We start from the raw sequence: 24,341 nt of genomic DNA, 5'->3' as shown, positions 1-24,341 counted from the left end.
TCGCGGTCCGGCTCAGCGTAGACAACGGATCCGACAGGTTCGCCGACCCCGACTACGCCCTGCCTGCGGTGCTCACCGGCCGAAACCACGATCCGTGTCGCGGCCGGGTGTCCGCCGAGGAGCGGGGGTCTGGCGGCGCGCCGCCTCCTGCGTGGGGCTCGCTTTCTGCCCGTGCGACCGCATCGGAGGGGATGTCTTCGGCGCTGGGACGCGCTCGATGATCTGCCCGCGCTCGTTGTAGGGCAGGACCTCCATCGAGGCCAGCCGACGCGCGTTCCACGCCGCATACGCCTCGCGCATATCGGCCTGCGCCGCTGCGCTGTCGAGTCCATCAACGACCACAGCGGCCTGGGTGTGCGCCAGCCACGGCGGGGAGCCCTTCTCGGTGATGTAGGGCTTGGTGGGGTCGATACCGTCTGCCCGCATGTGGATCTCGGCCAGCGTCTGCCGGGCGGCGTTCGAGGCCTTCTCCGCGGTGCGGGCGCGTTCGGTGGCCGCCATCATGTCGCGGACCGCCAGCAGGCAGTCCATCAGCGCGTAGATCAGTGCCATATCGGCGGCGCTCTGGCCCTTCTTGATCCACAGCATCCGCGCGACCGCCTTGATCTGCGTGTCGTGTATCGGCCGTTCCGGGCGCTTGTGGGCGTCCAGGTCCGAGGCCGCCGCCAGCCGCCGCGACAGCCGATCCAGCGGCCCGGGCGCGTATTCGGTGGCCGCGCTCGCCGCGGCGAACAGCCCGGACGTGCGCCCGGCCGCTTCGGCCCAGGCCGCGCGGTCGTCGACCGGGATGGTGCGCATGTACGCGCTCCACTGCGCCAGCTCGGCGATCGCCTGCTGCTCGTCCAGCGGCGAGGAGATCTGCGGCCGGCCGCGTGAATCGGTGGCCTTGTTCCACTCGGCCAGCGCCTCGGCGGCCGCTTCCGGGGACTGGTCCCAGCCCGCCCAGCGGCGTAGCTGCGGCAGCGTCATGTCCTTGCCCAGCCGCAGCCCGGAGAACGTCAGCGTCTTCTCCCGCCGACCATCCGCGCCGCGGTCCGGGCGCCATTCCACGGAGTAGCCGGTGACGGTCTCTCGGCCACCTTTCTCGTAGTAGGCCTTGGGCATGATCCCGGCCGCGCGCATCTCCCGAACCCATTCGGCCTCACTGCTGGCCGCCACGGCGAGCGCACGCACCCGACGCTGCATCGCCTCCCGGTCGGTCTCCGGAGCGCCCTCACGCTCCTGGCGAGCCCGCTCCGCCGGCGTCGTCGCCCGCTCGGTACCGCCCTCCTCCCGGCTGGCCAGAACCTCGAGCCCGTACCGGTGTTCAAGCACGTTGCACGCCTTCTGCGCCCGCGTGTAGTCCTGGAACAGGTCCGCGATCGAACCATCCGGCCGTACCACCCCCATGGCGATATGGATGTGGTCACCGCCGCCCTTGTTCAGGCCGTGCGCGATCGCACCCCACCGCACATCAGGCACACCGTCGTCCCGTCCGGCGAAGCCCATGAGCGCCATGAAGTCGTCAGCGATCGCAGCCCACTTCTCATCGCTGAGCTGCCCCTCCTCCGGCCGCAGGCTCAAACTGCAATGCCAGGTGTTCACGTCCTTGGTCGCAGCCTGCATCGCCTCCCGCCGATCCATACCCTGCGCCATCAGCGTGCGGGCCTTGGCCCGATCGGTGGTCAGCACCGGCTCACCCCGCAGCACGGTCTGCCGCGGCGAATCCAGCAGCCGCGCCATCTCCGCCGCCTGCGCGGTCGTGATCCGGCCACCGAACACCGTCCGGGTCACCACATCGCCGGCGATCACACGCTGATCGCGGTGTTCGTTCTCCTTGCCCTTCCCCGCCAGATACACCAGTAGGTCCCGCATGTAGGAGCCCTTCTTGATGTTCGGGATCACGGCAGCCTCACCGGTCCGCGTCGTCGGCCAGCGCCCACTCGCTGGCCAGCGCCGCCTCTTCATCCACATCCAGAACCGGCACCTCACCGCCCTCGCGATCCGGAAGCGCCACCGCGGGGCCCAAACCCATCACCCACCGCGCGGTTGCATCCACGCTCAGGCTGGCCTGCACCACCGCCGCCAGCGCGATACCGAGCCCCTCGGCGAGCTCCTCGTGCTGATGCGACCACCGGGTCAGCTGGTTGAGGTTGTTGCCGATCCGGCGCAGCTGCCCATCGAAGTCCAGCAGCTGCAACGCCGCATACGCACGACCCGGCTCCGTCGACGACGTGCGCGCCGGGCCCGGCGACCCGGGCGCCGCGCCCTCGGCGGGCAGCGACGCCATCGCGGTTTCCACCAGCAGCCGCTGCACGCTGATCCCCAACTCATCCGCTCGCGCGGTCAGGCGCGCGTGCTCGTCCTCCGACATCGGCACCCGCGGCTTGTGTGGTCGACCTCCGGCCACGTTCGCTTGCCGCCGGCGGCGCGACTGCGCACGCAGATCACTGGACTCCCCTGCCACCGCAACCTCTCCTCCGGCCTAGCGCAGCGACCACCCCGCTGGCCGGGGTGGGGCCACGTTAGTGGTCCTAAAACCTAGCTCGCTGACATCGTTCTCACCTACCAGGATACCCGAGCAGTACGGCGCATGAGGACATTCGGATCGGGACCACACCAAGGGAATTCGGCTCCGCCGGCGGACAGCGACCGCTACGGTTTCCGGGCATGACGATGCATGCAGAACTGGCCGCGGATCTCGCGGCGCAGGCGGGGCGGGAGCTGCAGGCCGCACTCGATTCGACGACCGACCTACCCGGGGACGGCGGGTGGCTGAGCTACAGCAGCGGCAGAGAGACTGCGGACCGGGCGATGTGGCAGCGGGTCACCGCGCTCCAGGCCCAGGCCCAGATCCACGCGACGTTGGCCCTGGCCGACACGATGGCCGGCCGGACACCAACAGTGCCTGGGCGGCACGCAGTCCAGTAAAGTCCGGACACGACAGGACCCTGGCGAGTAATGGCCGCCAGGGTCCTGTCGCTGTGTAGGGGCTGGATCAGTTGATCGCGCGCGGACCTGTCACCTTCTCGACCGCGGTGAGCGCGCGGCCCACGGTCGAGTGCGGAAGATCGACGATTTCCTTGCCGATGTAGTTGGGCTTGTACCCCTTCGAGCGCGCCTCGAAGATGCGGGCGAGCACCGCGGTTGGCTGCTTGCTGAACCCGCGATCGACGACCGCGCGCGCGAAGTCGAGCGCCTGCGCGGGTGACAGCTCCTCGGGGAACGGACCGCGATCGACACCCTTCCCGGCGTCGCCGCGCGCGATCGGAACCTCGGCGTTGAGCGCGCGCGGCGCGCGATCGGCCGCGCGCGCGAGTGCCCCGTGGGTCGCTGGGTCGTTCGTCGATCGCGCGCGATCGGTGCGCGGGCTGCGCGCGATCGACGGATGCATTTCGCGCGCGATCGGCGCGCGATCGGACGAGCGGACAAGGGAAACGACAGGCGCCTCCTCGCGCGCGGTGTCGGGCTCCGAGTCCTCTCCGGTGTGGTCGCGATCGGCGATCGGAGCGCGATCGGTTCCCAGGTCAGCGGGGATGTGATCGGCGCGCGGCGCGCGGCGCTCAGTGGTGTCCGTGCCGTCCGATCGCGCGCGATCGAGCGTCTCTTCGCGCGCGATCGGTCCTTCTGAATCGTCCTCGTCGCGCGCGATCGGTTCGCCGTCCTGCGCGCGCGATCGATCGTCCCCGCGCGCGATCGGCGCGCGATCGGATTCTCCATCGGCGGGAACGGTCCGCGCGCGATCGATCGTCTCGTCGCGCATGATCGGCGCAGCGGCCGCGATCGGTTCGCGCGCGGGTTCCGCCGGCGCCGGGCTCGCGACCGAAGGGACTGGGCGGGTCACGTCGGTGAGTACGGCGAGGCGTACGGCGATGTCGTCATCGGGTGGCAGCTGCCGGGACGCTTCGTCGATCGCGGCGCCGAGTCGCTTACTCACTGCGTTGTGGCCGAAGAGGGCAACGCCGATCATGACCGGGGCGACGGCGTGCACGACGATGTCCCAGATCTTGAACGGGTCGAAGTACGGGTAGGTGTTCAGGGTGATCGTGGCGACCAGGAGCGCGATCTCGATGCGCTTGATGAGGTCGTCGCCTTCGGTGATCTTCCAGCGGGCCACAGCGGATCCGCTGACCATGAAAACGACCAGCACGGTGGAGATGAGAGCTTCGAGCAGGTAACTCGCCCAGAACAGCGGGTCGGCCGCGCCGGTCGGGGCGATGTTCTGCTGCACGTTGACCGCGGACCACAGCATGGCAGCGATCACGACACCGGACAGCGCGCGGGAGGAGAACGTCTTGATCCGGTACAGACTCGCCAGCTGGGCGTGCGGGCTGGACTGACGGCGCTGCTCCGCCAGGGCTTTCCGCGCGGTCACCAGGTCCTGCGCGTCGGCCCGCACGATCTCGGCCGTCGCGCGGCGTACCTGGTCGGCGGCGGACTCGGCGGCCTCCAAACGCTGCTCGGTCTCCCGCCGGCTGTGGTCGCGAACCCGCTCGGCGACCCGGCGGTCGTCGGCAAGTTCCCGCTCGGACAGGGCCTCGACCAGGGCAGGGTCGTACTGGTGGGCGAGCCGGCTGTGTGCGACCTGCACCCGGTCTGTGAGTTCAGCAGCGAGCAGAGGGTCGTCGGCCGTGGGGGCTGTTCGGGGACGGCGAAACATTATGGAAGGTCCTCCTCGTCGGCGGTACGCGCCATAGGGCAGGGCATAGCTCTACACCTTCATAATACACCCTTAAGGGTGTATTATGAACCCTTAAGGGTGTATTATTTCGTCGTGATTCACTACCTGTCGCTCGCCGAGATCGCCGATCGGCTGGAGCTGAGCCTGAACACTGTGAAGAGCTATCACCGCAAGGGAATGCTGCCGGCGCACGATGCCGAGGTCGGCCGCAATCGGGGGTGGCTGGAGTCGACGATCGAGGAGTGGGAGACTTCTCGCCCTGGTCGCGGCGTTCCGGCGGCCAGCCGGTCGAGTTCCCCGAGCTCCTGAGCAAGCGACAACAGTACTGATATTTACCGGCGGTAAATCGATGCTCGCCCTGTGATTTCGTCTGGCCGGTGCACTACCCGGTGTTTCACCTGGGTGTCGTTCGGATGGGCGTCGTATGCTGCGGTCGCTATCCGAGTAGCCCCAGCCGGGGTGAAGCAACGGAAGAGAGTACCGATGGCTGTTGTGCATGTGCTGCTCAATCAAAAGGGCGGCGTTGGAAAGTCCACGCTGGCAGTGAATTTGGCGGCGGTGACGGCGGAAGTGGTGGGGGACGGGCTGGATCCGGATGCCCCTTCGCCGGTGGCGGCGGTGTCAATCGACCCTCAAGGTTCCGCGGTGTGGTGGGGGTCGCGGGTGGACAATCTACCGTTCCACGTCGTCCAGGCGCACGCCGATCTGGATGAGTTGAAGCGGTTGAAGGAACTTCCGGGTATCGACCATGTCTTCGTCGATACGCCCGGATGGCTGGACATGGCCGAGTCACAGGACGAACGGGATCCCCTCGGGGAGGGTCCGGCGGGGGACGCACTGCGTGCGGTTCTCGATTCAGCCGATCTGGTGATCGTGCCGATCACTCCGGAACCGCTGACCTTCGATCCGACCGCGCGGACGATCCGGAAGGTGATCGAGCCGCGCGGGCTGAAGTACCGGGTGGTGTTGAACAACTGGGATCCACGCGACGGGGAGCAGGACCGCGACGAGACCATCGAGTTCATCCGCCGCAACAACTGGACCGGCGCGAAGACGGTGATCCGGCGCTACAAGCTGCATACCCGGGCCTCCCTCAACGGCCAGGTCGTCACCGAGTACCCCAGCAGTGGTACCTCGCTGCGGGCGCGGGAGGACTTCTACAAGCTGGCGCTTGAACTGAAGGTGGCTGTGTGATGGCCCGCGGCGGCACCAGGAAGAACCTGGCAGATCTGTTCGACAGCGTCGGTGAGAAGTCGCCTGTCGATGGAGAAGCGTCTCAGCCGGCGCCGAGCGGTCCACCGACCTCGGCGCCGCTGGCGGAGCTGGTGGCAAACCCCCGGAACCCGCGCGAAGACGTCGGGGATCTGGTGGATCTGGAGTCTATCGGTCAGATGCAGCTGCAACCGGCGCTTGTGGTCACGCGGGCCGCGTATCTGCGGTTGTATCCCGAGGACCAGGGCAAGGTCGGGGATGCGCGCTGGGTGGTGATCAACGGCTGCCGGCGGTTGGCGGCGTCTCACCGGTACGGCCGCGCCGAGCTCGAGTTCGTCATCAAGGATGAGGTCGCGGCGGACCGATCGACCCTGTTGTCGGCATCCATCACCGAGAACGTCGCTCGCGCAGGCTTTGATGTGATCGAGGAAGCCCGCGCTGTCGAAGCGCTGGTGGAGGAGTCCGAGTCTGCGGAAGCTGCGGCCGCGTACTTGAAGAAGTCGCCCGGTTGGGTGTCTCAGCGCCGTGCACTGCTTAAGCTCGCACCGGAACTGCAGACCGCTCTCCGCCGGGGCGACCTCGCGGTCCGGGTAGCTCGGAGCCTGGCGAAGGTTCCTCTGGAGCAGCAGGTGACTGCCTGGCAGGCGGCGCAGGACCGCCAGGCCCAGAAGGATCCCGACGGTGAGCCTAAGGCTCCCAGCGCGCCGAAGCCGGCCAATGCCCCGCAGATCGTCAAGGCGCTGCGCCGGTTCGAGCCGCAGGCAGACATCCTGGCCGAGGCTCTACGCGAGTACCTCGATGAGGAAGCGCTCGCCGATTTGGTCACCAAGCTGTCCACGTAGCGGACCCTGTCCAATCGATTTACCGGCGGTAAATGACCTCCCTCGGACTGTGAGCGAGTCCAGATTTACCGCCGGTAAATCGCGTTCGAGGTGTGGTCCGCAGACACAGCTGTTGTCAGGCCACGCACAACTCAGGTTGTTCCATTTCCCCGGTGCGCCGCGTTGCCAGTGGCGTACCGCCGGCCCGCCACTGCGGATCGCGCATCCCGTGGTGGATTGTCAGCGGTGCGTTCAGCACAGTCCCAGCGTCCTCTGGCGTCTCGGCGTGGATGAGGATCCGGTCCATCGCGGCCGTGATGTCGTGTCGGCGGTCGAGCCAACGGAACCATGCTTTCCGTTCACTTGGGTGGAGCTGCCGGAGGACTTCTCGGCGTGCGGTGCGGCGTTCCTCCTGCTCGTGATCCGAGAGGTTTGTCCACCAACGGCGCTGGAACCACAGTGAGCGCATAAGTTTGGCAGCGGGGTGCTGAGAGACTGCAAGACGTTCACCAGGGGCCAGAGCAGCCAGAGCGTCGCAGCGGGCACGCCAGTACAGCCGGTCGCGGTTGTACTGGGCGGTCAGCCGGGCGAGGGTGCAGCGGCCGAGGGGGCGGGGGGTGTCCAGACTAGTGTGCTCATAGTCTTCAGCACGGGTGATGTATGAGCTTGCGGCAGGCCCAATTCGGTAGGCGTGGCAGTCGTCAGCGCCGCCGGTGTACGCGCGGCTGATTTCCAGAAGACCGAGGTCGATCGCTGCCGCCAGGGCTCGCCGGACGGTTGCCAAGGCCAGCCGTGAACGAACGGATAGGTCGCGCAGAGAGATCGAGCCCTCGCGGGTGAGGAGAGGCATCGCCAGGGCGCACAGAACCGTCGACAGTGATTTTCGGCGGCGTGTCTCAAGATCCGTAAGGTCCTGCACCGCGGCGCGCAGCCCGGCCTCAAGAGCCCGTATTTCCGCGGAATCGGTGTGGTTGGTGGATGTCGCCAAAGCAGGCTTCAGGCGCCGCCGGCGCGGCCGCTCCGTCTTCGCCTCGGTCAGAGCCTGCTTCCACATCTCGCGCCACTGCTGGAGGTTCCGACCGATTTCAGGACATGCGTCTTTGGCTCGGGCCCAGGCGCTTCGCTCGGTGATGGCTTCTTCGGCGGCCACAAGGGTGACCGCAGGCAGCCACGCGTAGCGGCGCCACCAACGTTCTCCGCGGTCACGCGCCTTGCTGCCCTTGGTCGACACTTCGGCCCACGCGGCGGCGGTGTCATAACCGTTGCGCGCCAGCGCACAGGCCAAGCCGAACTCGCATTCCGATCGAGAGTTACTCGCGCGACTACGCGCCCGTCGGCAGGCTCGACCGGGCCGGGAGATTTTGGACTCACGGACGGGGACCTCCCACGCAGCAGCAGCCTCAGCGATTGCTGCGGGAGTGATGGTGCTGACGACAATTCGGGACGGCAGGCCGCGTCGGTGCGGTGCGCTGAGCAGTCGGAGTACCTGCCCGGTGCGGTCGTCAACGACAGTGCCTAGGCGGTCGGCGAGATTTACACAAAACCGATGCCACTCCGCGGCAGTGTTCGGGCTGTCGAAAATGGTGATCACGTGACGTCCGCCAGGACGGCCACTCTTGCGCAGCAGATAAGGCAGCCCACGAGCGACGCACCATTCCAGCAGTGCCCGGACTGCGGCGTCGCCAAGCGCGGCGGTAGCGGCGTCGACGTCAGCGGCACCGAGAGCGGGCGCCAGTCGGGCGCCAGCGCTGGCGGAACGGCCACACGCAACCGCCGCCCGCAGCGTGACCAGATCCTTGACGGGGTCACCGCGGTTGTCCCGCTGGATCGCGATAAACGGAGCAACGTAGAGGGCGCGCTCCAACTCAGCAAGGCTGACACACGAGGACCCGTCGGGGCAATTTCCCTGCGGATCAGAGGAGGTGTCGTAACTGTCACACGTGTTCAGGGCGTGTTCGCACGCGACTGAAATAGGGCGTGCGATACCCTCAGATCTGTCGGCCAAGACAAGACCCTTCTGGGGTGCTATGCGGAGCCTCCGACGTACCAGGTCGGAGGCTTTCCGCGTTTATGAGGTTGTTGAGGGCAGGCCGATGCCTGCGGTCACTATCCAGCCAGTGGCAACTCCTGCTGGTTCGTCTTCTCGGTCTTTCGCTTGCGGCCCTTCTTCGGCCGAGCTCGCCGCGGTACATGCCGCGGCTTGTCGAGCTCCAGGACGAGGTCGGGCCGGTTGACGTGGAGGGCCATTACGTCCGCCACGTACTGGGACACGGACATTCTGTTTTCCTCGGCGAGCCGACGTACGGCCTCGAAAACATCGAGCGCCAGGCGTGGGCCAACCTGGGCTCGTTCTCCCTTGGGCAGCTGAGCCATGCGTGTTACCCTTCCATGCCCAAACTGTTAACGCCTACCGACACGCCGGATTTGGTTTCCCACGAAAATTGTGAGTTCAGGCGTGGGTTCCACATCGCCCTTACGACCATGTGCGACCCGCAGCCGCCCAAAGCGCCAACATTCAGGTAATAGGGGGCATTACAGCTCGGGGGTAGCGGACGCGGTGCGTTCTGCCAGCGACTGCTGGATGCGGGCGGAATCGACCACTTGGCCAGCACCGACCAGCCTCGAGATGTGCAGTAGTGCGGATTCGTGGATTTCGGCCGCGCGGTGTCGAGTTGCGTTAGAGGCAACGGCGTCTCGGACGACCCAGGGTGTGTAGCCGAACTCGAAAGCGTCGAGCGCTGTCTTCAGAACGCAGGCGTCGGTGGCGATTCCGCATATGACTAGGTCTGTTACGTCGAGGCGGCGGAGTAGGTCGCGCCCCTCGGCGGTGAGCGCGGTGTAAACCGTTTTGTCGAGGAGGTGCGATCCGGGTGCATCGGCCAGCACTTCAAGTTCTTCGACGAGGTCGGTCTCGGGTGGTCCGTACAGCGCTCTCCAGCCGATCAGGCGCTCCCAGGGGCTGCCGGTGTAGTTCCAGTAGCGGGTGTACATCGTCGGCCGGTCGGCCTGCGCCCAACGGGTCGCGAGGTCCACGATCACCGGAACCGCGTGGGCCGAGAACTCGTTGACGAACCCGTTCTGTACGTCGACGACGAGCAGCGCTGCTTTGTCTATGTCGATCACTGGCCGGCCTCCTTCAGTGCCTCCATGGCTAGTTCAAGCTGGGATGGCAGGCCGCTGGAGGTGACGACCGCCTCTCGCATCTGCTGGTACTGCCCGGTCTCCTGCGGCCGGGGGTTGAACAGCAGCAGCCGCATCGCTCTGAGGAAGCGGCCGCCGTATTCAGGTGATATGTCGGGGTCCACGCCAGCTTCGATTTGCTCGTTAATGTAGGCCGTGAAAGCCCAGATGGCCTGGACCCCGATCTCGAACTGGACGAGGTCGTTTTCGGCAAGACCCCGAAGAGGATCGTGCGGGTGGTAGACCACCCCTGACCAACTTGCCCACGCGCTGGAAACGCCCGGACTGCCGAAACTGCGCATCTCGGGCGGGTGGTAACCCGCACCGAGCAGGTCGTGTTCGGTGCGCTCGCTGGCAGCTTGGGCGTTTGGAGTGACCTCACGGTCGACGAGCACCCGTGGGGCGCAGATCAAGCGCAGCCCAGTGTCGAGACTCTGCCCGGCCCATGGCGCGGCGTAGACCCAATAGGTGCTGAGAACGTACGAGGCGGCGATGTCTGTACCTGCCGCTTCGGTGAGGTACTGCCCGGCCCACCTGAGGTTCTCTGGGTACGACTGGTAGCGCCAGTAGGCGAGCGAAGTGACATCGGGCAGGTCAAGATCTTCAAGCAGGTGGATGATGGCCGTGCCGAAGGGAAATAGCGACACCGAGCAGTGGTCGCCCGTCTCGGGGACGGGTCCGATCCAGCAAGGGGTTCGACCCAGGTGGCCGGTGACCCGTTCCAGTTCCAGGCTTTCGACGAGCTGCTGGACGCGCGTGTGTCCGACATGCGCAGCGATAAATTTGTGAGAACGAATTCCAAGGGTGCTGGAGTTCGTCGGCGCCAGTGCAGTGATGGCCATCAGTACATCCCCGGGTGGGGTTGCCCTGTTCTCCCAAGAGGTCACGTGACCAGCCTGAATGCTACGACCGAGCAAATCACTGAGTGCCGCAGCGAATTCGACGGGAGACAGACCTGCAGAAGCCCTGGCCATCGAGACGCGGCCGCGCGCGAGGGCTGCGTAGTCCGGGTGGTAGCTGGATCCGCGTGTGTGCAGCCCCGTGACGGTTCCGCCCGAGGATGGCAGGCGACGTACGTTCACATCGCCTCCCGGGAGGAGGTTTCCGGGATGTTCGGCGCGGCGGGGTAGGTAAGGCCGAGGTTAGAAAAAACCTCCATCATCAGTGCTTCCAGCTGCTCAACGCGAGCGCACATCGCCTCCAACTGCTCGACACGGGCTCGTAGTTGGGCGACCTCGTCGCCTTCTCCGGCTTGTTCCACCGGCGCCGGCGATTGGACGAAGGACCCGACCCCGTGGAAGGTCTCGACGAGGCCCTCGTTTTGCAGCTCGGTGATCGCTCTCGCAACGGTATTGAGAGCAGCGCCCCATTGCTCCATCAGCTGAGCCTTGGTCGGCAGCTGGTCGCCGGGCGCATAGTCGCCGCGGCTGATCTTGGCCCGAATGTCATCGGCGATGAGGGCATATCGCGGTTTGCTCACCATCTAAGAGTAAGTCTCCTTGAGTCACTTAAGTCAATCACTTGAACATGATTGACTCTATCAACTCAGTCTGATTCACTCAGATAGACAGTCGATAGAGTGAAGGAGGAGTCCTCATGGCGATAAGGCGTGAGGGGCAGTGGTTGACCGCAGAGCGGTCCGCGCACTGCGCGTATGAGGTTGCACCGGGCCGTTTTCGGCTCACGCTGTGGCCGGGCGTACGGGTATCCGCCCGTGCTGCCGTGGCCGGCCTGACGATCGCGGAGTTGTCTGCGCGGTGGGGTCGGGGCCTGTGGTTCGACACCCCGAACACCCGAATGGCTTGGGGGATGATCGAACTTCAGGCGCAGACGCTCGGGTTGGATGCCTTGGACGCGGTGCTGCGCTGCCAGGCCGGAGAGGTCCCCTCGGACGCGTCGGCGCTGGGGGTGAGTGCGTGATGCAGGTACCTGCTGTTTGGACACGCGAGACCTGGCGTCGGGCGGCCAATCCGACCATCCCGGCGGTCATCGAGCGCGACGGCCATTTGGTCAGCGAGGCCACCGTCCACCACGCGGATTACGTGGGGCTGGACCGCTGGCATGTCTCCTACCTGCCGGGGCGGCAGTTGACCCGCACGCAGGCCCTGGCCGCGATGAAGATCGCGATCGCTCCGGAGCGGGTGGAAGTCGATCGGTGGGCAAGCCTGTTGGGTCTGACCGCGGCGGAAGCCCGCGGCTTCGTGGCGATGTCGGCGGAGGTCGCGTGATGTCCCGCGATCGCTACATCGATATCTACATCCCGGTAGGCCCGGGCGCCGGCGTCGGTGTCGTCGGCTCGATCTTCGCCGTGATCGGTGGGGTCATCACGTTCGCCGTGATCGTGTGCGCCGCCGTGTCCTGCGCGGATTTCGGCGAGGGCGCCCAGATCCCCGAGTCCAGTTGTGAGCCGTTCTGCGCCATTACCAGCGCGGCTCACCCGACGGGGGAGGCCACGCGATGAGCATGGATATCTCGCGCTCCGGTCTGGTGTGCAGCACCGATCCGGAACTGTTCTTCGCCTCGGCTCAGCAGCCTGCGCGGATCGAGCTTGCTCAGGCGGCCTGCCGTGACTGCCCGCTGCTGGCCGAATGCGCCGCCTGGGCGGCGCCCCGGGTCGAGCGGCGGGACCTTGTCGAGTGCGTTGTCGCGGGCGTGCACCTGCCGACGGTGCGCAAGTCGCTGAAGGTGTTCGGCGAACTCGCCGACCGGCTCCGTGTCGTCGCGAGCGCGGCACAGGCCGGCGAGAGGCGGGCCGCGTGATGACCGGGGTCGAAACCACTGCTGGTGTGCGGTTTTTCCAGCTGCACCGCGATGTGGACCGGACCGGTTACAGCGGCACCGGGGTCGTGTCCGATGGGGTCGTGTGGCCCGACGGCACGGTGTCCCTGCGCTGGCGCGGCCCGGTCCGCACGACTGTCGAGGCCTCCTGCCTCACCGATATCGAGACCATCCACGGCCACGACGGCGCGACACGCGTCGTCGAGGTGGCCGTCATCCCGTTCGGAGGTGCGGCGTGGACCGCAGTGTGAAGCAGCCCGGTGCCGGGCTGAACGACTGGAAAGAACTCATCCTCGTGGGCGCCGGCGCCACCGTCGGCGCGACCGCCTACGCCAGCCTCTGGCTGGGTGAGGCCCTCTACGGCGGTCCGGATCAGGATCTCCCGATCAACCCGATCTCGCTGGCCTGCAACCTCGCGACCGGGGATGTGGACTGGACCGGCGCGGCCAACGGTGGTCTGGCGACGCTGCTCATCGGCACCGGCCTCGGTGCGGTCGGTGCCCGGGCGGCGTGGCGGGCCGGCTGCCGCAAGTGCCGTGCGCTGTCGCGGCATTGGGAGAAGAACAAGAAGGAGCCCATCGACGCTCAGGCCAAGTACATGGGCCGCGGGCGGGAACTGGCGGGGTTGTCGGAAGCGGCGGTCGCCGAGCGCGCCGCCGCGCTGAATGTGCAGCTGAACCCGGGCGATGCCCCGGGGGTGATGATCGGCCGGTCGGTCGCCGACGACAAACTCCTCTACGCCTCGTATGAGGACCTTCACCTCGACATTTGGGGTCCGCGGTCGGGTAAGACGACCACTCGCGTGATTCCGGCGGTGATGGAGGCCCCGGGTGCGGTCGTGGCGACCAGCAACAAACGCGATGTTGTGGATGCGACCAGCCGGTTCCGTGCCACGAAGGGCGCGGTGCGTGTGTTCGACCCGCAGGGTGTGGCCGATGGCGAGCCGACCTTCTACTGGGACCCGACCGCCTGGGTTCTGGGTGACGGGGATCCGGCGGCCGCGCAGGAGCGGGCCTACAAGCTCGCCGCGCACTTCGCGTTCGGTGGCCCCACCGAGAACGAGAAGCGGGATGCGTTCTTCGATCCCGAAGGGGAAGACCTGTTGGCCGGGCTGATCCTGGCGGCCGCGCTGGACAAGAAACCGATCACCCAGGTGTTCGCGTGGGTGACCGACGACCAGGACCGCACCCCGGTCAAGATCTTGCAGCGTCACCACTACGACCAGGACGCTGCGGGTCTGATCGCGCAGTACAACTGCGAGGACAAGCAGCGCAGCGGCATTTTCGGCACCGCCAAGAAGATGGCCAGTTGCTTGAAGTTCCGGCGGATCCAGCCGTGGGTCACCCCGCCGCAGGAGGGTGAGCGGCCCCGGGAGTCGTTCGATGTGGACGAGTTCGTGCGCTCGCGCGGCACGCTCTACCCGCTGTCGAAAGAGGGCCAGGGCAGCGCGGGTCCGTTGGTCACCGCGTTGTGCGCGGCGGTCGCGGACGCCGGGGCCGCCGAGGGCACCCGCCACCCCAACGGGCGTTTGCCGGTGCCGATGACGATCGTGCTCGACGAGGCCGCGAACATCGTGCGCTGGAAGGACCTGCCCAAGCAGTACTCCCATTTCGGGTCCCGCGGGATCGTCGTCATGACGGTGCTGCAGTCCTGGGCTCAGGGGACGCGCTGCTGGGGCAACGACGGTATGGAAGCGCTGTGGTCGGCCTCCAACATCAAGGTGCTGGGCGCCGGCCTCGACGGTGCCGGGTTCCTGCGTGATCGCAGTGAGTTGATCGGCCCGCACTACGAGTTGAGCACCTCGGTGTCGCGGTCGAAGGATTCGCGGTCGGTGTCGACCAGCCGCACCACCGAGACCACCCTGCACGCCAGCGATATCGCGGCGATGCCCAAGGGCCGAATCATCGTCTTCTCCTCCGGTCACCGCCCGACCTTGGCCAAGGCCATCCCGTGGTGGTGGCGCGACTACGACCGCGAGATCCGCGAAGCACTCGCCGAGTTCACCTCTCCCGCCGTGCGTCCGCAGCTGCGGATCGTGCCGCCCCCCGCCGACGAGGAAGGAAAAACCGCATGACCGAGACCGTGCAGACCCCCGAAAACGGCCAGAACCCCCAGGAAGACCAGGACCAGAACACCGGCGCGGCCGCGCCGGTGGGTGGGGTCGACCTGGGTGAACTGATGGAGGCCGCGCTGCGCAAGGCGGTGCAGGCCCAGATCAACGCCGAGGCCAAGGAAATGGCCGCCGGTGTGGTCGCCGAGCTGCTCACCGATGCGGTCCGGGCCGAGATGCGCGCCGCAGCGCTGGTGGAAGCCGAGGACGCCCTGAACCCGGCGCTGGCCGACACCGAGACACCAGCGGGCGAGGTCGCCGAGGAGGAGGCAGCCGGTGAGGCCGAAGAGGAAGCGGCCGCGCCGGAACCGAAGTACGCCACGGTCGAGGAGTTCGTGGAGCAGTGGGTGGTGCCCACCTATCGCCGGGAGGTCACCACGGATCAGCGGGAGTGGAAGTGGTGCCCGCGCTGGCACGCTCACGGCGAGGTGTATGCCCGGTTCAAGGCGGTGCACCGGGCGTTCGAGGCGATGCGCCTCGATGAGACCGTCGAGGTCTCGCTGTGGTGGCTGACGCATCTGGATCCGCATATGGCGGTGATCCTGAGCCCGGACGGGCCGTTCAAGCTCTGCAACTCGACCAGGCACAGCGACGAACTGGGGCCGCTGCCGACCACCGAAGCCGCCGCGGGTACGGCGACCGACGGGTTCGTCCCGTCCGCGTTCGGGCTGTGGGTTCCGGCCGGCCCGCCTGCCCGCCCGCGTGAAGTGACGCGGGAGTACCCCGGATGAGCAACGCATGGGCCCACTCCGCGAGCTGGGAGCGGGTCACCGAAGCATTGGAGCGCAAGGTCGGCCACGGCCGCACCGCGGGCACCTGGACCCGGTACTGCTGCCCGCACCACGAGGGCGACGGCCGCCACCACAACCCGAGTCTGGGCGTGAAGTACCTCGACGACCAGGCCCGCACCAAGGTCCGCTGTTTCGGCGGCTGCACCGACGAGCAGGTCCTCGACGCGATCAGCCTGGAGATCAAGGACCTCTACGACAAGCCGTTGGAGAAAGGCCAGCGCAGCAGCGGCCAGACGCGGGGTGGCTGGACCCGCAGCCGCCGTCCACAGCCGCAGACCCGCCGTGAGAGCCCGGCCGACCGTGCGATCTCGGCGGCCGGGTTTCCCGCGGTCAAACCGAAACGGGAGCTGGGGGAGCAGCGCACACCGTGGAAGACCACCGACACCTACACCTACGTCCGTGACGACGGCACGGTTGCCGGTGAGGTCATCCGCCGCGAGGCCCAGTTCGAGCGCGGCCGCGGCAAGAGGTTCTCACAGCGCGCGTGGAACAGCGCCCAGGGCGATTGGCAGGACACCGGTTTCGACCCGGTGCCCTTCCAGCTGCCCCAGGTCCTGGCCGCCATCGCCGATGGCGAAGCCATCTACATCTGCGAGGGCGAGAAGGACGTCCACACCGCCGAGCGGGCCGGGCTGACCGCCACCACCAACGCCGGTGGCGCGCTGTCGTGGACACCGGATCACGCGAAGTGGCTGCGGGGTGCCTCTCTGGTTGTGGTCGTCGCCGACCAGGACCCGGCCGGATACCGGCGGGCGGAGAAGGTCTTGGCCTCACTGGATGGGCTGGTGGACCGGGTGCGGGTCGTCGCCCCGGCTACCGGCAACGACTTCACCGACCACATCGACGCCGGGCACGAGGTCTCGGAGATGACGCCGATCCCGCACCTCGATCCGTTCACCCGCCCGACTGCCAGCCCCCGCCGGACCACACCGACAAACCGCGAAGCCCCTGCCGCCGATACCGAACCGGTCACCGCGGCGCTCACCCCTGAGGGAGGACCTACCGATATGGCTCAGTACATGATGGCTCCGGATCTGGATGCCGCTCCGGATCACACCCCCGATATCGACTCCGCCGGCGCGGAGATGTCGCGGTTTTGGCAGCTCATGCTCGCCAAGATGCTGGCCTACGCGCAGAAGCTGGCCGAGCAGCGCCGCCGCGAACGCGAGGAAGCCGCCGCCAAGGCCGACGACGAACGCCGCGAGACCGAGCAGCGTCACGCCGCCGAGCGCCAGGCCGTGGAGACCCGGCTGGCGAAACTGAAAGAGAAGGGTTGGGATTCCCTCTCGGTCAGCGAGATCGAGGCCGCGTTCGGTGATGCGGTCGCTTGGGCCGAGGACAGCAAACTCGCCGCCGAGGCCCGCTCGGAGCTGGTCGGCTACGTGGCCCACCGCTACGGGGTCCACCTCGATATGGAGACCGGTGGCGTCCTGGCCAGCCCGGCCCCGAACGTGGCCGATGCCCTGCTGGCGAAAGAGGGCGAGCGGGCCACGCAGTCGCGGACGCGGCGTGCCCAGGACCGCATGGTCGAAGAGATCGCGCGCCAGGACGACCTGGACCAGAGCGTCAAAGAGCAGCTGTATGCCGATATCGAGGCATGGCGGGCCAACCCGACCCCGCGCGGCCTCGATGAGCTGACCAAGAAGATGCGGCTTCAGCAGGTCAGTGAGCCGGTGCGCACGAAGGTGCGGTTCATCGCCTCCTACCTCGGCACACCGGGCCAGATCGTGGCCGACGACGAGCTGGGCTCGACCCGGACCCCGTTCCCGACCGCCGAGCTGCGCAAGATGGAGCGCCCTCTGGTCGATCTCGGTGAGGAGGCCAAGCCGCGGGTGGACAAACTGCTGGAGGCCTACCAGGACCGGCTCAAGACAGGCATGTCCACCACCAGCGTGCAGGAACGGCTGCGTGACGCCGTCGCGGTGATGACCCCGGAAGACCAGCAGGCCGCCCGCGACCGGGGTAGCGAGATCCGCACCAACCCCGCCGGAAAGTTCGCCCGGTTGTGGCCCGATCACGTCGACCGCGAGGAACTGGCCGCCACCGTGCGCATGTACGCCTCGGTCGCCACCCAGGCCTCCCGGATCGCGGGCAGGGCCGGCGACCTCGGCGACCCGACCGCGGCCGCGCTACGCCAGCGCGCCGAGAAGGACCGCGCCTCCATCCGCAAGGCCCTCACGCAAGGCAAAGGTCTGCACCCGCTGGAGCAGGAGCAGCTGCGCGCGGTCCTGGTCGACGTGGACGCCGGGAAACACACCACACCGGAGTTGCTGTTCGTCGACGACCGCTCCGCCTCGGTGGTCGATATGGACCGGGCCTCGGCGATCGCCTACGACCACGCCCGCTACACCCGCCACAAGCTCGGCCAGATGCTCGAATCCAACCAGGCCCCACGCGGCACCGCGCGACGCACCCGCGAGCAGGTGCAGCGTGTCGCCGACGCACAGATCCAGCTCGCCGTCGGCAACGCCACCCTCACCGACCACGAGGACAAAGGCGTCGACCGGGCACTCATCGAGCGCCTGGCCGCCGCCGGCGTTCCCGAGGGCATGCGCAACCGGATACGCGCCGAACTCGACGCCACCGCCGGCCAGGCCTCCGTTGCCGGGAAGCAGGCCAAGGTCGTTCAGGAGCGGTGGGCCGACCGCCGCGACGCGGTCACCGCCGTACGCACCCCGCCCGCCCCCGGCTACGACAGCCGCGACCGGCTCGACCAGATGGCCGAGCACCTGCGCGCACAGGGGATGCCCCCCGATGAGGTCACCCAGCGCATTGCCGCTGAGAGCACCTGCGCGCACCCCACGCAGGAAGCCGTCAAAGCCGCGCTCAAGGGCCGCAGCAAGTCCCGCAACACCCGCCCCGGCGCCGGGATGCACATCACCAACCACCGCGGTCGCGGCAAGGGCGACCGCGGATTCGGCCGCTGAGACAGCCAAACCCCGGGACGGCGCACACCACGCTGCGCCGTCCCTCCCGGGCCCGCTGCCAGCGGAGTCCCGAACCACCCAGTTAGTTGAGAAGGAAACATCAGCATGTCCAACGATTCGACCGCCCGGTCCCAGGCAGCCCTCGACGCCGACATTCTGGAGGACCAGCGACGCTTCTATGAAAGCTCGCTCGACAATGTCGATGTCGACCACGCCGAGGGCTTCGTGATCCACATGCAGGATCCGACAGCCACCGCCGAGCAGTTCGTCGACACCCGCGCCGAACGCACCCAGCATTTCGAACAGAGCCTCAACCGGGTACAGGCAGAGCTGGACCAGCACCTTCGCACTCACCGCGAGACGCTGGCCTCCGATCCGGTCTGGGGGCCCCAGCTCGCCGAGATCGAGGCCACCGAAGCTGTCCGCGTGGCCAACACCCCGAAGGTCTACGGCCAGTGGATCACCCAGCTGCACGCCCACGTCGCCGTGAACCAGGCCCGCGAAGCGCGCCACGACCTGAACCGGACCCACGCCGCCTACGTCGACAACCCCGACCAGCACGACGACCCTGCCAACGTCTGGCTCCGCGAGCAGTACGAACGGGCCCGGATGGGCTGGGAGCAGATCCCGTGGTCGGCGCGTGAAGCGCTGCCCCTGGCCCTGGCCGACGCCCTGGTCTGGGCCGACCAGGACGAGCGCGCCGCCCAGGTCGTCGCCGAGATCACCGGCGTCTACCGCGAAAACTGGGGCGTTCTCGTCGACACCGAGAACCTCACCGTCACCCTCGATCCGAACTTCGACCCCCGCGCCGGGCAGGCCTGGGACGAGGCCGTTGCCGTGTGGGCGCACGAGTCGCCGGTGCTCGACATCGTGGCCGCCTCCACGCTGGCGCCGGCCAGCAAGGAAGCCGCCGTCGCGGTACTGACCGACTGGATCGGTGACGGTATCGACCCCGGCGACCCCCGCGGCTGGCTCGACACCCGGCCCGACCGCTACGCGAAACTCGTGCAGGACCTGGCGGCCGCGCCGATCCCCGACAGTGACCGAGCCCAGATCCGGTTCCTGGTGGACTATCTGGGTGAGCACACCGACGAGATGGACCTGCTCGCCACTCCGCCCCTGGTCGATCCGGGTGAGGAAGCCCGCGGCCGGATCCCGAGCCTGCTCACCGAATTCGCTGCCCGCCGGATCGACCCGGCCCGGATGACCGAGGAGATCTCGGTGATGACCCCGGAAGATCAGCACACCGTCCGGGAGATCGGGCGCGCGATCGTCGCCGGCCACAACCCCGACCTGCGGATCTGGCCCGGCTACGCCAACCGCGACGAGATCCTCGACGAACTCAAAAACTACGCCGGCACCGCCGGAAACCAGACATGGGCAACACAGATGTTGCTGACCTGGCCGCCCAACAACGAAGAAATCTCCCGGCTCGGTGTCCACGACGAGATCGCCGCCGATCTTCCGCGCATGGCCGCCACCCGCGCCAAGCTGCAGGCGATCGCGACCGGCACCGAACCCAACGGGCTCGCACCGATCGAACGCGCCCACCTGGCCGCTGTCCTCGCCGATATCGACGCCGGACGAGTCCAGCACCGCAAAGAGGTGCCTGAGCTGATGTGGGCCGACGAACGCTCGCGGCGCTCTGTCGATCTGGGATGGCAGATCCACCGAGCAGTCCGGCTCGCCACCCGCACCGAGGACCGGATCTCCGACCTCGCCCAGGCCAGCAGCCCGGTGGAGCGGAAAACCGAGCAGTCCCACGACCGCGCGGCCGCAGGACAGAATGTCGCGCTCGCCCTCTACAACGTCGCGGGCGGACTCGGCCTGGACAACCGGGAGGAGACCCGCCGAGAGCACCGCGACTACTACCGCAAGACCGTGGACGAACTCGACAAAGTGCTCACCCGCCAAGGTGTCGCACCGACCGTGAAGGAGGCCATCCACGCCGAGATCCACGAAGCCGCCCGTCAGGCCGGCCACATCGGCCGCCAGACCGACGACCGCGACCGGCAGTGGGTCGACCGGACCCAGACCGTGGTCACCGCCCGCGACGACGCCCAGGCTCAACGCCGAGCCGCTGAGGCGTCCTGTGGGAAAGGCCGGTCACGCAGCATGCGGACCGACCACGCCGCCCGGCAGCATCAGCAGCTGAGCCAGGTCCGCGCGGCCGCCCGGCAGGAAGCGCACGCCCACGGAATGGACCGATAACCACCCTCATGTAGTCCGACCTGAGACAGACCGCAGCCCCTGGCGACCATTACGCGCCAGGGGCTGCGGTCTATTGATCCGGCGCCCGTCGGACCCTCCGGATATCGTTGCCGCGCAGGGTTACTGAAAGCGGAGGGGGCGGGTTGTGTCCAACCGACCGCGTATACAGCGCAAACCGGGAGAAACCCGGCTGTGGGTGACGATGCCCTACGACCCCTCCAAACCCGCAAGCTACAACCGCACCTGGCTGAAATCGGTACTCGGCGCCCGAAAAAGTCTGGTGCGGAACCGGCCGATGAAGCGCTGGGAGATCGCGCGACCGCACCTGTGGGTACTGGCTTCCGCGCTGGCCGAGCGTTTCGGCGAGGTCGAAGTACTGGTCGAGTTCAACACCACCGAGAGATGCTCGGGGAGCTGCCAGACGGCGACGAATCCGGTGTATGACTGTGTCTGTGCCTGCCTGGGCAAATACCACGGTGGCGGGGGTCGGGAGCGGATTTGGGTTCCCGTCGGGCCGCACCGACTGATCTCGGAAGACGACGGCCTGGTGCACTTCGTAGTCCACCGCGGCGACATGCCCGCAGCCAAGGCGTCGGTCCCTGAGAGCGCGCCACCCGCTCCGCGCCCTCAGCCGGCGACAGAGTCGGCCTCAGCCGCCGTCGAGCCCGCTGGCGAAGAAGTAGAAGCTACGCCGACAAACGCACCGCGACCGCTTCCGCTCCCTTCATCGGCCTCTCCAGCGAGTAGTGAGCTGCCGCCGGGCTGCGGACTTGCTGTGGGTGGCTTCCTCATCGCGTTGTTCTCGCTACTGGCGTTGGGCATCAGCCCGTGGTTCTGGATCGGCTCGATCGTGGTGCTCCTAGCTGGACTGGCGGTGATCGCCGAACAGCATGGGCTGTGAGCGACGGTTCATATCGACCACGCTTCTCCTCGCGGTCCGCGGGCCCGCGACAGGGGCGGGTGCGGTAGGCCCCGGTGCCGCCGAACCTCTGCATGCTGTTGCCGTCGGCAGGCATACTAATTCGGGAAGCGCCGCTAAAAGCATGGCAGCGCAAACACTTTCGTGAAGGGGGCTCACGCGTGCTCGGTGATACGACGTTTCCGTTCCGGGTCAATAAGACGATCAAGGATCGCATCGGTTCCGCAGGTCTGCACCAGCTCGGGAAGAACCTGTGGCCGGTGGACTGCCAAACCTGTGGGCGGCCACTCGACGGGGAGGTCCCCTCTCTGGTGGTCAGCGACATGAGCGTGGTGGCGATGGCAGCCCTGCACCACCCCGGATGCCAGCAGCCGCACTGGGCGGAGAACGTCATCACGGTCGCGCGGGGTGACTACCTGACCTACCGCACCCGGACCGGGCTCATTCCGACCGAGGCCGGCGGGAAGCCGGTATCCCTGCCCCTGATGCTGGTGAACCCGGGCCTGGAGCAGGTGAGCCTGCGGCCTGAGGGATCGGGGTGGAGGGTGGCCACGATGAAGAAGTATCAGGAGGACTGCGGTCTCACCGAGATAGTGGGGGCGGAACCGGTACCAGATGCCTACGCGCAGGTGACCCCGAGCGGGTGGCTGATCGTGGTCCTGGAGCGAACGCATGAAGCTTGGGAATTCGACATCTCCGCGCCCGCGGGCATGAAAGAACGGATTCTGGAGCTGGGCGGGGTCGGTCTCGGCGTCACCACCGCCTACCTGCCGACCGACCATTTCGTGACCCTGGGCGATTTCATCGACGCCATGCGGTCCGGGCAGCTTGCCCTCGGCTGGATCAGTTTGCGCAGGTAGACGCCTTGGGCGTTCTCGGTCCCGCACGGCGGGCGAGAAGTGCTCGGTCCCGCACGGCGGGCGAGAAGTGCAAGTGGCCTGTGTCGTGACCGGTCTTGGTTCCGTTGGTGGAGTGTTCAACGCGTGCGGTAGGAGGGTGTTGTGTGGGAGATTGACCGGCTGAGTGAGGACCAGCTGCGCGGAGTGTTCGGAGCGGAGCGGCGGTGGTTGCGCGCACCAGGGTTTCCCGACAGCGAGCGCGGCGGCGACGGCGTGCCGCGGTGGTGGGCGGATCAGGTGTGGCAGTGGCTGGCTGCGGGGAACCCGGAGTCTGCGGCGGTTGTGCCGTTGCGGTATTGGCGCCGGGGTGAGGCGGTGTATCAGGGGGCGCGCGAGGTCACCGACGGGGTCGTGCAGGACTGGTTGGTGTGCGGGGTGCCGCTGCGTGTGGTGTGGCCGACAGTGCCGGCGGCCGCCTCCGCGCGGGAGGTCCAGGCCGCGACCGCTCTGTTTCCCGGGGTAGCGAGGGTGGTCAAAGTGCGTTACGACTCCGGGATTCATGGTCCGGGGCTGTCGCTGCACGACGAGGCCGGCCGCAGGGTCGAATCCGGTGAGCCGCTCTGGCCCGAGCTGGCGCTGGTGCTGGGCGGCCGGGCACCGTACTGGCCGCTCAGGTTGCGTGATGCCGCAGCGATGCGGCGGTGGCGACCGGGTAATCCGCCGGTCCCGGTAGCGGCCGCGATCGAGGCACCCGACCCGGCGCCTCTGCTGCGGTTGGCGGCCGCGATCCCCGCCACCGATACCGCTCATGCTGTCTTGATGGAGCTGGCCCAGTCCTCACAGCACCGAGCCGGTGAGGACGCCGCGCGCGACGTCGAGGGCATCACCACAGACCCGGACGTAGCGTCGTGGGTGGAGCTGGGCGCAACCAGCCTGCGGTTCCCCGGGCCACCCGACCTCGATGAAGTCGTGCACCGCGATGGGTGGCTGGCAGTGGCGGCCCGCCCCGACTCCCTCGCCCACCAGGCCGTGGTCGAGGTCCTCAAATCCGGATACACCAGCGGATTGCCCTACACCACCGCCGAATACGTTGACCCCACCAGCGCCCTTGGCAGCGAATGGGCTGCTCGGCTACTCCCTGCCAGCCCGTACGCGGGCTTCGAAGTCCTCTACGCGCGCCTCACCCCCGACGAGGAAACCTCGATCACCGACTACCTGACCGACCCGGCCACCGACGCACCGGTAATCCGGCTGGCTTCGGGCCTGTTGCTGGCTGCCGTCCCGCATCGCCTGCCCACGACCAGCCCCCTGGCCGCAGCGACGGTCGACGAACCCATCTGGGTCCGCCTCGCTGACGGCACCGTCCACCTGGCTCCACGCCGCGACGCCCCCGGAATCAGCTGGGGCTACGCCGGCAGCGGCACCAGCACCCTCGCCCTGCTGCTCGCCCAATTGCTCGACGACATCACCGCGCCCGCACCGGACCGGTTCCACGGTGGCGGGCCAGGACTGGAGAAGCTGCTGACAACCGACTGGCCCAACGGCACCACCTTCACCCGCGCCGACCTCGAAACCGCCCGCTCCGGCCTGGCGTAGTCGCAGGTAGCTGACTTCGGTCAACGGCGCACAGCCCCCCGGCGGATAGCGTTCGCCGGGGCTGTGCGATTTCCGGATCTGGTCATGCCGACAGTGCAACCGGAGCAAGGACAGCGCTGGTCTCCACCACATCAGACTTGCCGCCGGCGAGGACGATCCCCGCAGATTCAGATTCTGTCCGAAGCAGTTCGGGCTGGGCAAAGATGGCTAGAGCCTCGATGACATCGACCACAGGAAACTCTCGGCGCTCGGCAAGACTGCGCGCTACAGTCCGGGCGACAGGACTGGGCAGTGCTA

The 24,341-nt window shown here is 67.7% G+C and carries 23 protein-coding genes and 1 pseudogene; 15 read left to right on the top strand and 9 right to left on the bottom strand.

From position 1 onward, the window contains the following. Nucleotides 1-72: 72 nt before the first annotated feature. Together NGR01S_RS28620 and NGR01S_RS28615 are read right to left on the bottom strand one after the other, a co-directional pair. Nucleotides 73-1,884: a relaxase/mobilization nuclease domain-containing protein gene (locus NGR01S_RS28620; protein WP_063042335.1), complete on the bottom strand. Its 1,812-nt coding sequence runs from the start codon at nucleotides 1,882-1,884 to the stop codon at nucleotides 73-75. A gap of 7 nt (nucleotides 1,885-1,891) precedes the next feature. Beyond that, nucleotides 1,892-2,446: a MobC family plasmid mobilization relaxosome protein gene (locus NGR01S_RS28615; RefSeq protein WP_169811986.1), complete on the bottom strand. Its 555-nt coding sequence runs from the start codon at nucleotides 2,444-2,446 to the stop codon at nucleotides 1,892-1,894. Between the two features lie 203 nt (nucleotides 2,447-2,649). Here NGR01S_RS28615 and NGR01S_RS28610 point away from each other — a divergent pair, with 203 nt between their 5' ends. Then, a complete protein-coding gene (locus NGR01S_RS28610) occupies nucleotides 2,650-2,910 on the top strand; it encodes a hypothetical protein (RefSeq protein WP_063042330.1) in 261 nt (86 codons plus the stop codon). 67 nt (nucleotides 2,911-2,977) lie between these two features. Here the strand turns inward: NGR01S_RS28610 and NGR01S_RS31810 are convergent, their stop codons facing one another. Continuing rightward, nucleotides 2,978-4,570, bottom strand: a complete 1,593-nt coding sequence (locus NGR01S_RS31810; protein WP_174551758.1) for a hypothetical protein — start codon at nucleotides 4,568-4,570, stop codon at nucleotides 2,978-2,980. 183 nt (nucleotides 4,571-4,753) lie between these two features. Here NGR01S_RS31810 and NGR01S_RS28600 point away from each other — a divergent pair, with 183 nt between their 5' ends. The 3 genes from NGR01S_RS28600 to NGR01S_RS28590 all read left to right on the top strand — a co-directional run bounded on the left by NGR01S_RS28600 (nucleotide 4,754) and on the right by NGR01S_RS28590 (nucleotide 6,714). Then, a complete protein-coding gene (locus tag NGR01S_RS28600; protein WP_218020844.1) occupies nucleotides 4,754-4,969 on the top strand; it encodes a helix-turn-helix transcriptional regulator in 216 nt (71 codons plus the stop codon). A gap of 174 nt (nucleotides 4,970-5,143) precedes the next feature. Beyond that, entirely contained in the window at nucleotides 5,144-5,854 is a 711-nt protein-coding gene (locus tag NGR01S_RS28595; RefSeq protein WP_063042326.1) for a nucleotide-binding protein, read from the top strand. Further along, on the top strand, nucleotides 5,854-6,714 hold the full coding sequence (locus NGR01S_RS28590; RefSeq protein ID WP_063042324.1) for a ParB/RepB/Spo0J family partition protein: 861 nt from the start codon (nucleotides 5,854-5,856) through the stop codon (nucleotides 6,712-6,714). Before NGR01S_RS28595 ends, NGR01S_RS28590 begins: the two co-directional genes overlap by 1 nt. A gap of 115 nt (nucleotides 6,715-6,829) precedes the next feature. Here the strand turns inward: NGR01S_RS28590 and NGR01S_RS31360 are convergent, their stop codons facing one another. From NGR01S_RS31360 to NGR01S_RS28560, 5 genes are all read right to left on the bottom strand, one after another. Next, nucleotides 6,830-8,557: a hypothetical protein gene (locus NGR01S_RS31360; RefSeq protein WP_157107482.1), complete on the bottom strand. Its 1,728-nt coding sequence runs from the start codon at nucleotides 8,555-8,557 to the stop codon at nucleotides 6,830-6,832. A gap of 242 nt (nucleotides 8,558-8,799) precedes the next feature. Next, nucleotides 8,800-8,970 carry a hypothetical protein gene (locus tag NGR01S_RS31805; RefSeq protein WP_174372467.1) on the bottom strand — a complete coding sequence of 57 codons (171 nt, stop codon included), beginning with the start codon at nucleotides 8,968-8,970 and terminating at the stop codon, nucleotides 8,800-8,802. Nucleotides 8,971-9,225: 255 nt separating this feature from the next. Continuing rightward, complete coding sequence (locus NGR01S_RS28570; RefSeq protein WP_218020843.1) at nucleotides 9,226-9,816, bottom strand: cysteine hydrolase family protein; 591 nt, start codon at nucleotides 9,814-9,816, stop codon at nucleotides 9,226-9,228. Then, nucleotides 9,813-10,715 carry a hypothetical protein gene (locus NGR01S_RS28565; protein ID WP_157107481.1) on the bottom strand — a complete coding sequence of 301 codons (903 nt, stop codon included), beginning with the start codon at nucleotides 10,713-10,715 and terminating at the stop codon, nucleotides 9,813-9,815. The genes NGR01S_RS28570 and NGR01S_RS28565 overlap by 4 nt, the downstream gene beginning before the upstream one ends. A gap of 236 nt (nucleotides 10,716-10,951) precedes the next feature. Continuing rightward, entirely contained in the window at nucleotides 10,952-11,356 is a 405-nt protein-coding gene (locus NGR01S_RS28560) for a GntR family transcriptional regulator (RefSeq protein WP_063042316.1), read from the bottom strand. 436 nt (nucleotides 11,357-11,792) lie between these two features. Between NGR01S_RS28560 and NGR01S_RS28550 the strand changes: the two genes are divergently transcribed. The 11 genes from NGR01S_RS28550 (at nucleotide 11,793) to NGR01S_RS28505 (ending at nucleotide 24,044) form a co-directional block, all read left to right on the top strand. Then, the gene (locus NGR01S_RS28550; protein ID WP_063042314.1) at nucleotides 11,793-12,101 is read left to right on the top strand and encodes a hypothetical protein; all 309 of its coding nucleotides are present in this window, start codon (nucleotides 11,793-11,795) and stop codon (nucleotides 12,099-12,101) included. Beyond that, entirely contained in the window at nucleotides 12,101-12,334 is a 234-nt protein-coding gene (locus NGR01S_RS28545; RefSeq protein ID WP_063042312.1) for a hypothetical protein, read from the top strand. The genes NGR01S_RS28550 and NGR01S_RS28545 overlap by 1 nt, the downstream gene beginning before the upstream one ends. Further along, nucleotides 12,331-12,633: a WhiB family transcriptional regulator gene (locus tag NGR01S_RS28540; RefSeq protein WP_218020842.1), complete on the top strand. Its 303-nt coding sequence runs from the start codon at nucleotides 12,331-12,333 to the stop codon at nucleotides 12,631-12,633. Before NGR01S_RS28545 ends, NGR01S_RS28540 begins: the two co-directional genes overlap by 4 nt. Then, nucleotides 12,633-12,902 (top strand): hypothetical protein, encoded by a 270-nt coding sequence (locus tag NGR01S_RS28535; RefSeq protein WP_063042308.1) that lies wholly within the window; start codon nucleotides 12,633-12,635, stop codon nucleotides 12,900-12,902. Before NGR01S_RS28540 ends, NGR01S_RS28535 begins: the two co-directional genes overlap by 1 nt. Further along, nucleotides 12,887-14,725, top strand: coding sequence for a type IV secretory system conjugative DNA transfer family protein (locus NGR01S_RS28530; protein ID WP_063042305.1), 1,839 nt, complete (start codon nucleotides 12,887-12,889; stop codon nucleotides 14,723-14,725). Before NGR01S_RS28535 ends, NGR01S_RS28530 begins: the two co-directional genes overlap by 16 nt. Then, nucleotides 14,722-15,492 (top strand): DUF4913 domain-containing protein, encoded by a 771-nt coding sequence (locus NGR01S_RS28525; protein WP_063042303.1) that lies wholly within the window; start codon nucleotides 14,722-14,724, stop codon nucleotides 15,490-15,492. The genes NGR01S_RS28530 and NGR01S_RS28525 overlap by 4 nt, the downstream gene beginning before the upstream one ends. Continuing rightward, a complete protein-coding gene (locus tag NGR01S_RS28520) occupies nucleotides 15,489-18,479 on the top strand; it encodes a toprim domain-containing protein (protein ID WP_084481785.1) in 2,991 nt (996 codons plus the stop codon). Before NGR01S_RS28525 ends, NGR01S_RS28520 begins: the two co-directional genes overlap by 4 nt. A gap of 105 nt (nucleotides 18,480-18,584) precedes the next feature. Then, nucleotides 18,585-20,690 (top strand): hypothetical protein, encoded by a 2,106-nt coding sequence (locus NGR01S_RS28515; protein WP_063042299.1) that lies wholly within the window; start codon nucleotides 18,585-18,587, stop codon nucleotides 20,688-20,690. Between the two features lie 145 nt (nucleotides 20,691-20,835). Beyond that, entirely contained in the window at nucleotides 20,836-21,591 is a 756-nt protein-coding gene (locus tag NGR01S_RS31355) for a hypothetical protein (RefSeq protein WP_157107480.1), read from the top strand. Between the two features lie 179 nt (nucleotides 21,592-21,770). Further along, entirely contained in the window at nucleotides 21,771-22,469 is a 699-nt protein-coding gene (locus NGR01S_RS28510) for a hypothetical protein (protein ID WP_063042297.1), read from the top strand. Between the two features lie 141 nt (nucleotides 22,470-22,610). After that, on the top strand, nucleotides 22,611-24,044 hold the full coding sequence (locus NGR01S_RS28505; RefSeq protein ID WP_063042295.1) for a hypothetical protein: 1,434 nt from the start codon (nucleotides 22,611-22,613) through the stop codon (nucleotides 24,042-24,044). Nucleotides 24,045-24,126: 82 nt separating this feature from the next. On the opposite strand, the pseudogene NGR01S_RS32055 reads toward NGR01S_RS28505, so the two are convergent. Then, nucleotides 24,127-24,341 (bottom strand): annotated as a pseudogene (locus NGR01S_RS32055) (hypothetical protein); the annotation flags it as partial.

This window comes from Nocardia grenadensis NBRC 108939, from assembly GCF_001613445.1.
GTDB lineage: Bacteria > Actinomycetota > Actinomycetes > Mycobacteriales > Mycobacteriaceae > Nocardia > Nocardia grenadensis.
Note: the sequence above shows the minus strand (reverse complement) of the source record. Positions and strands in the feature narration are given on the sequence as shown.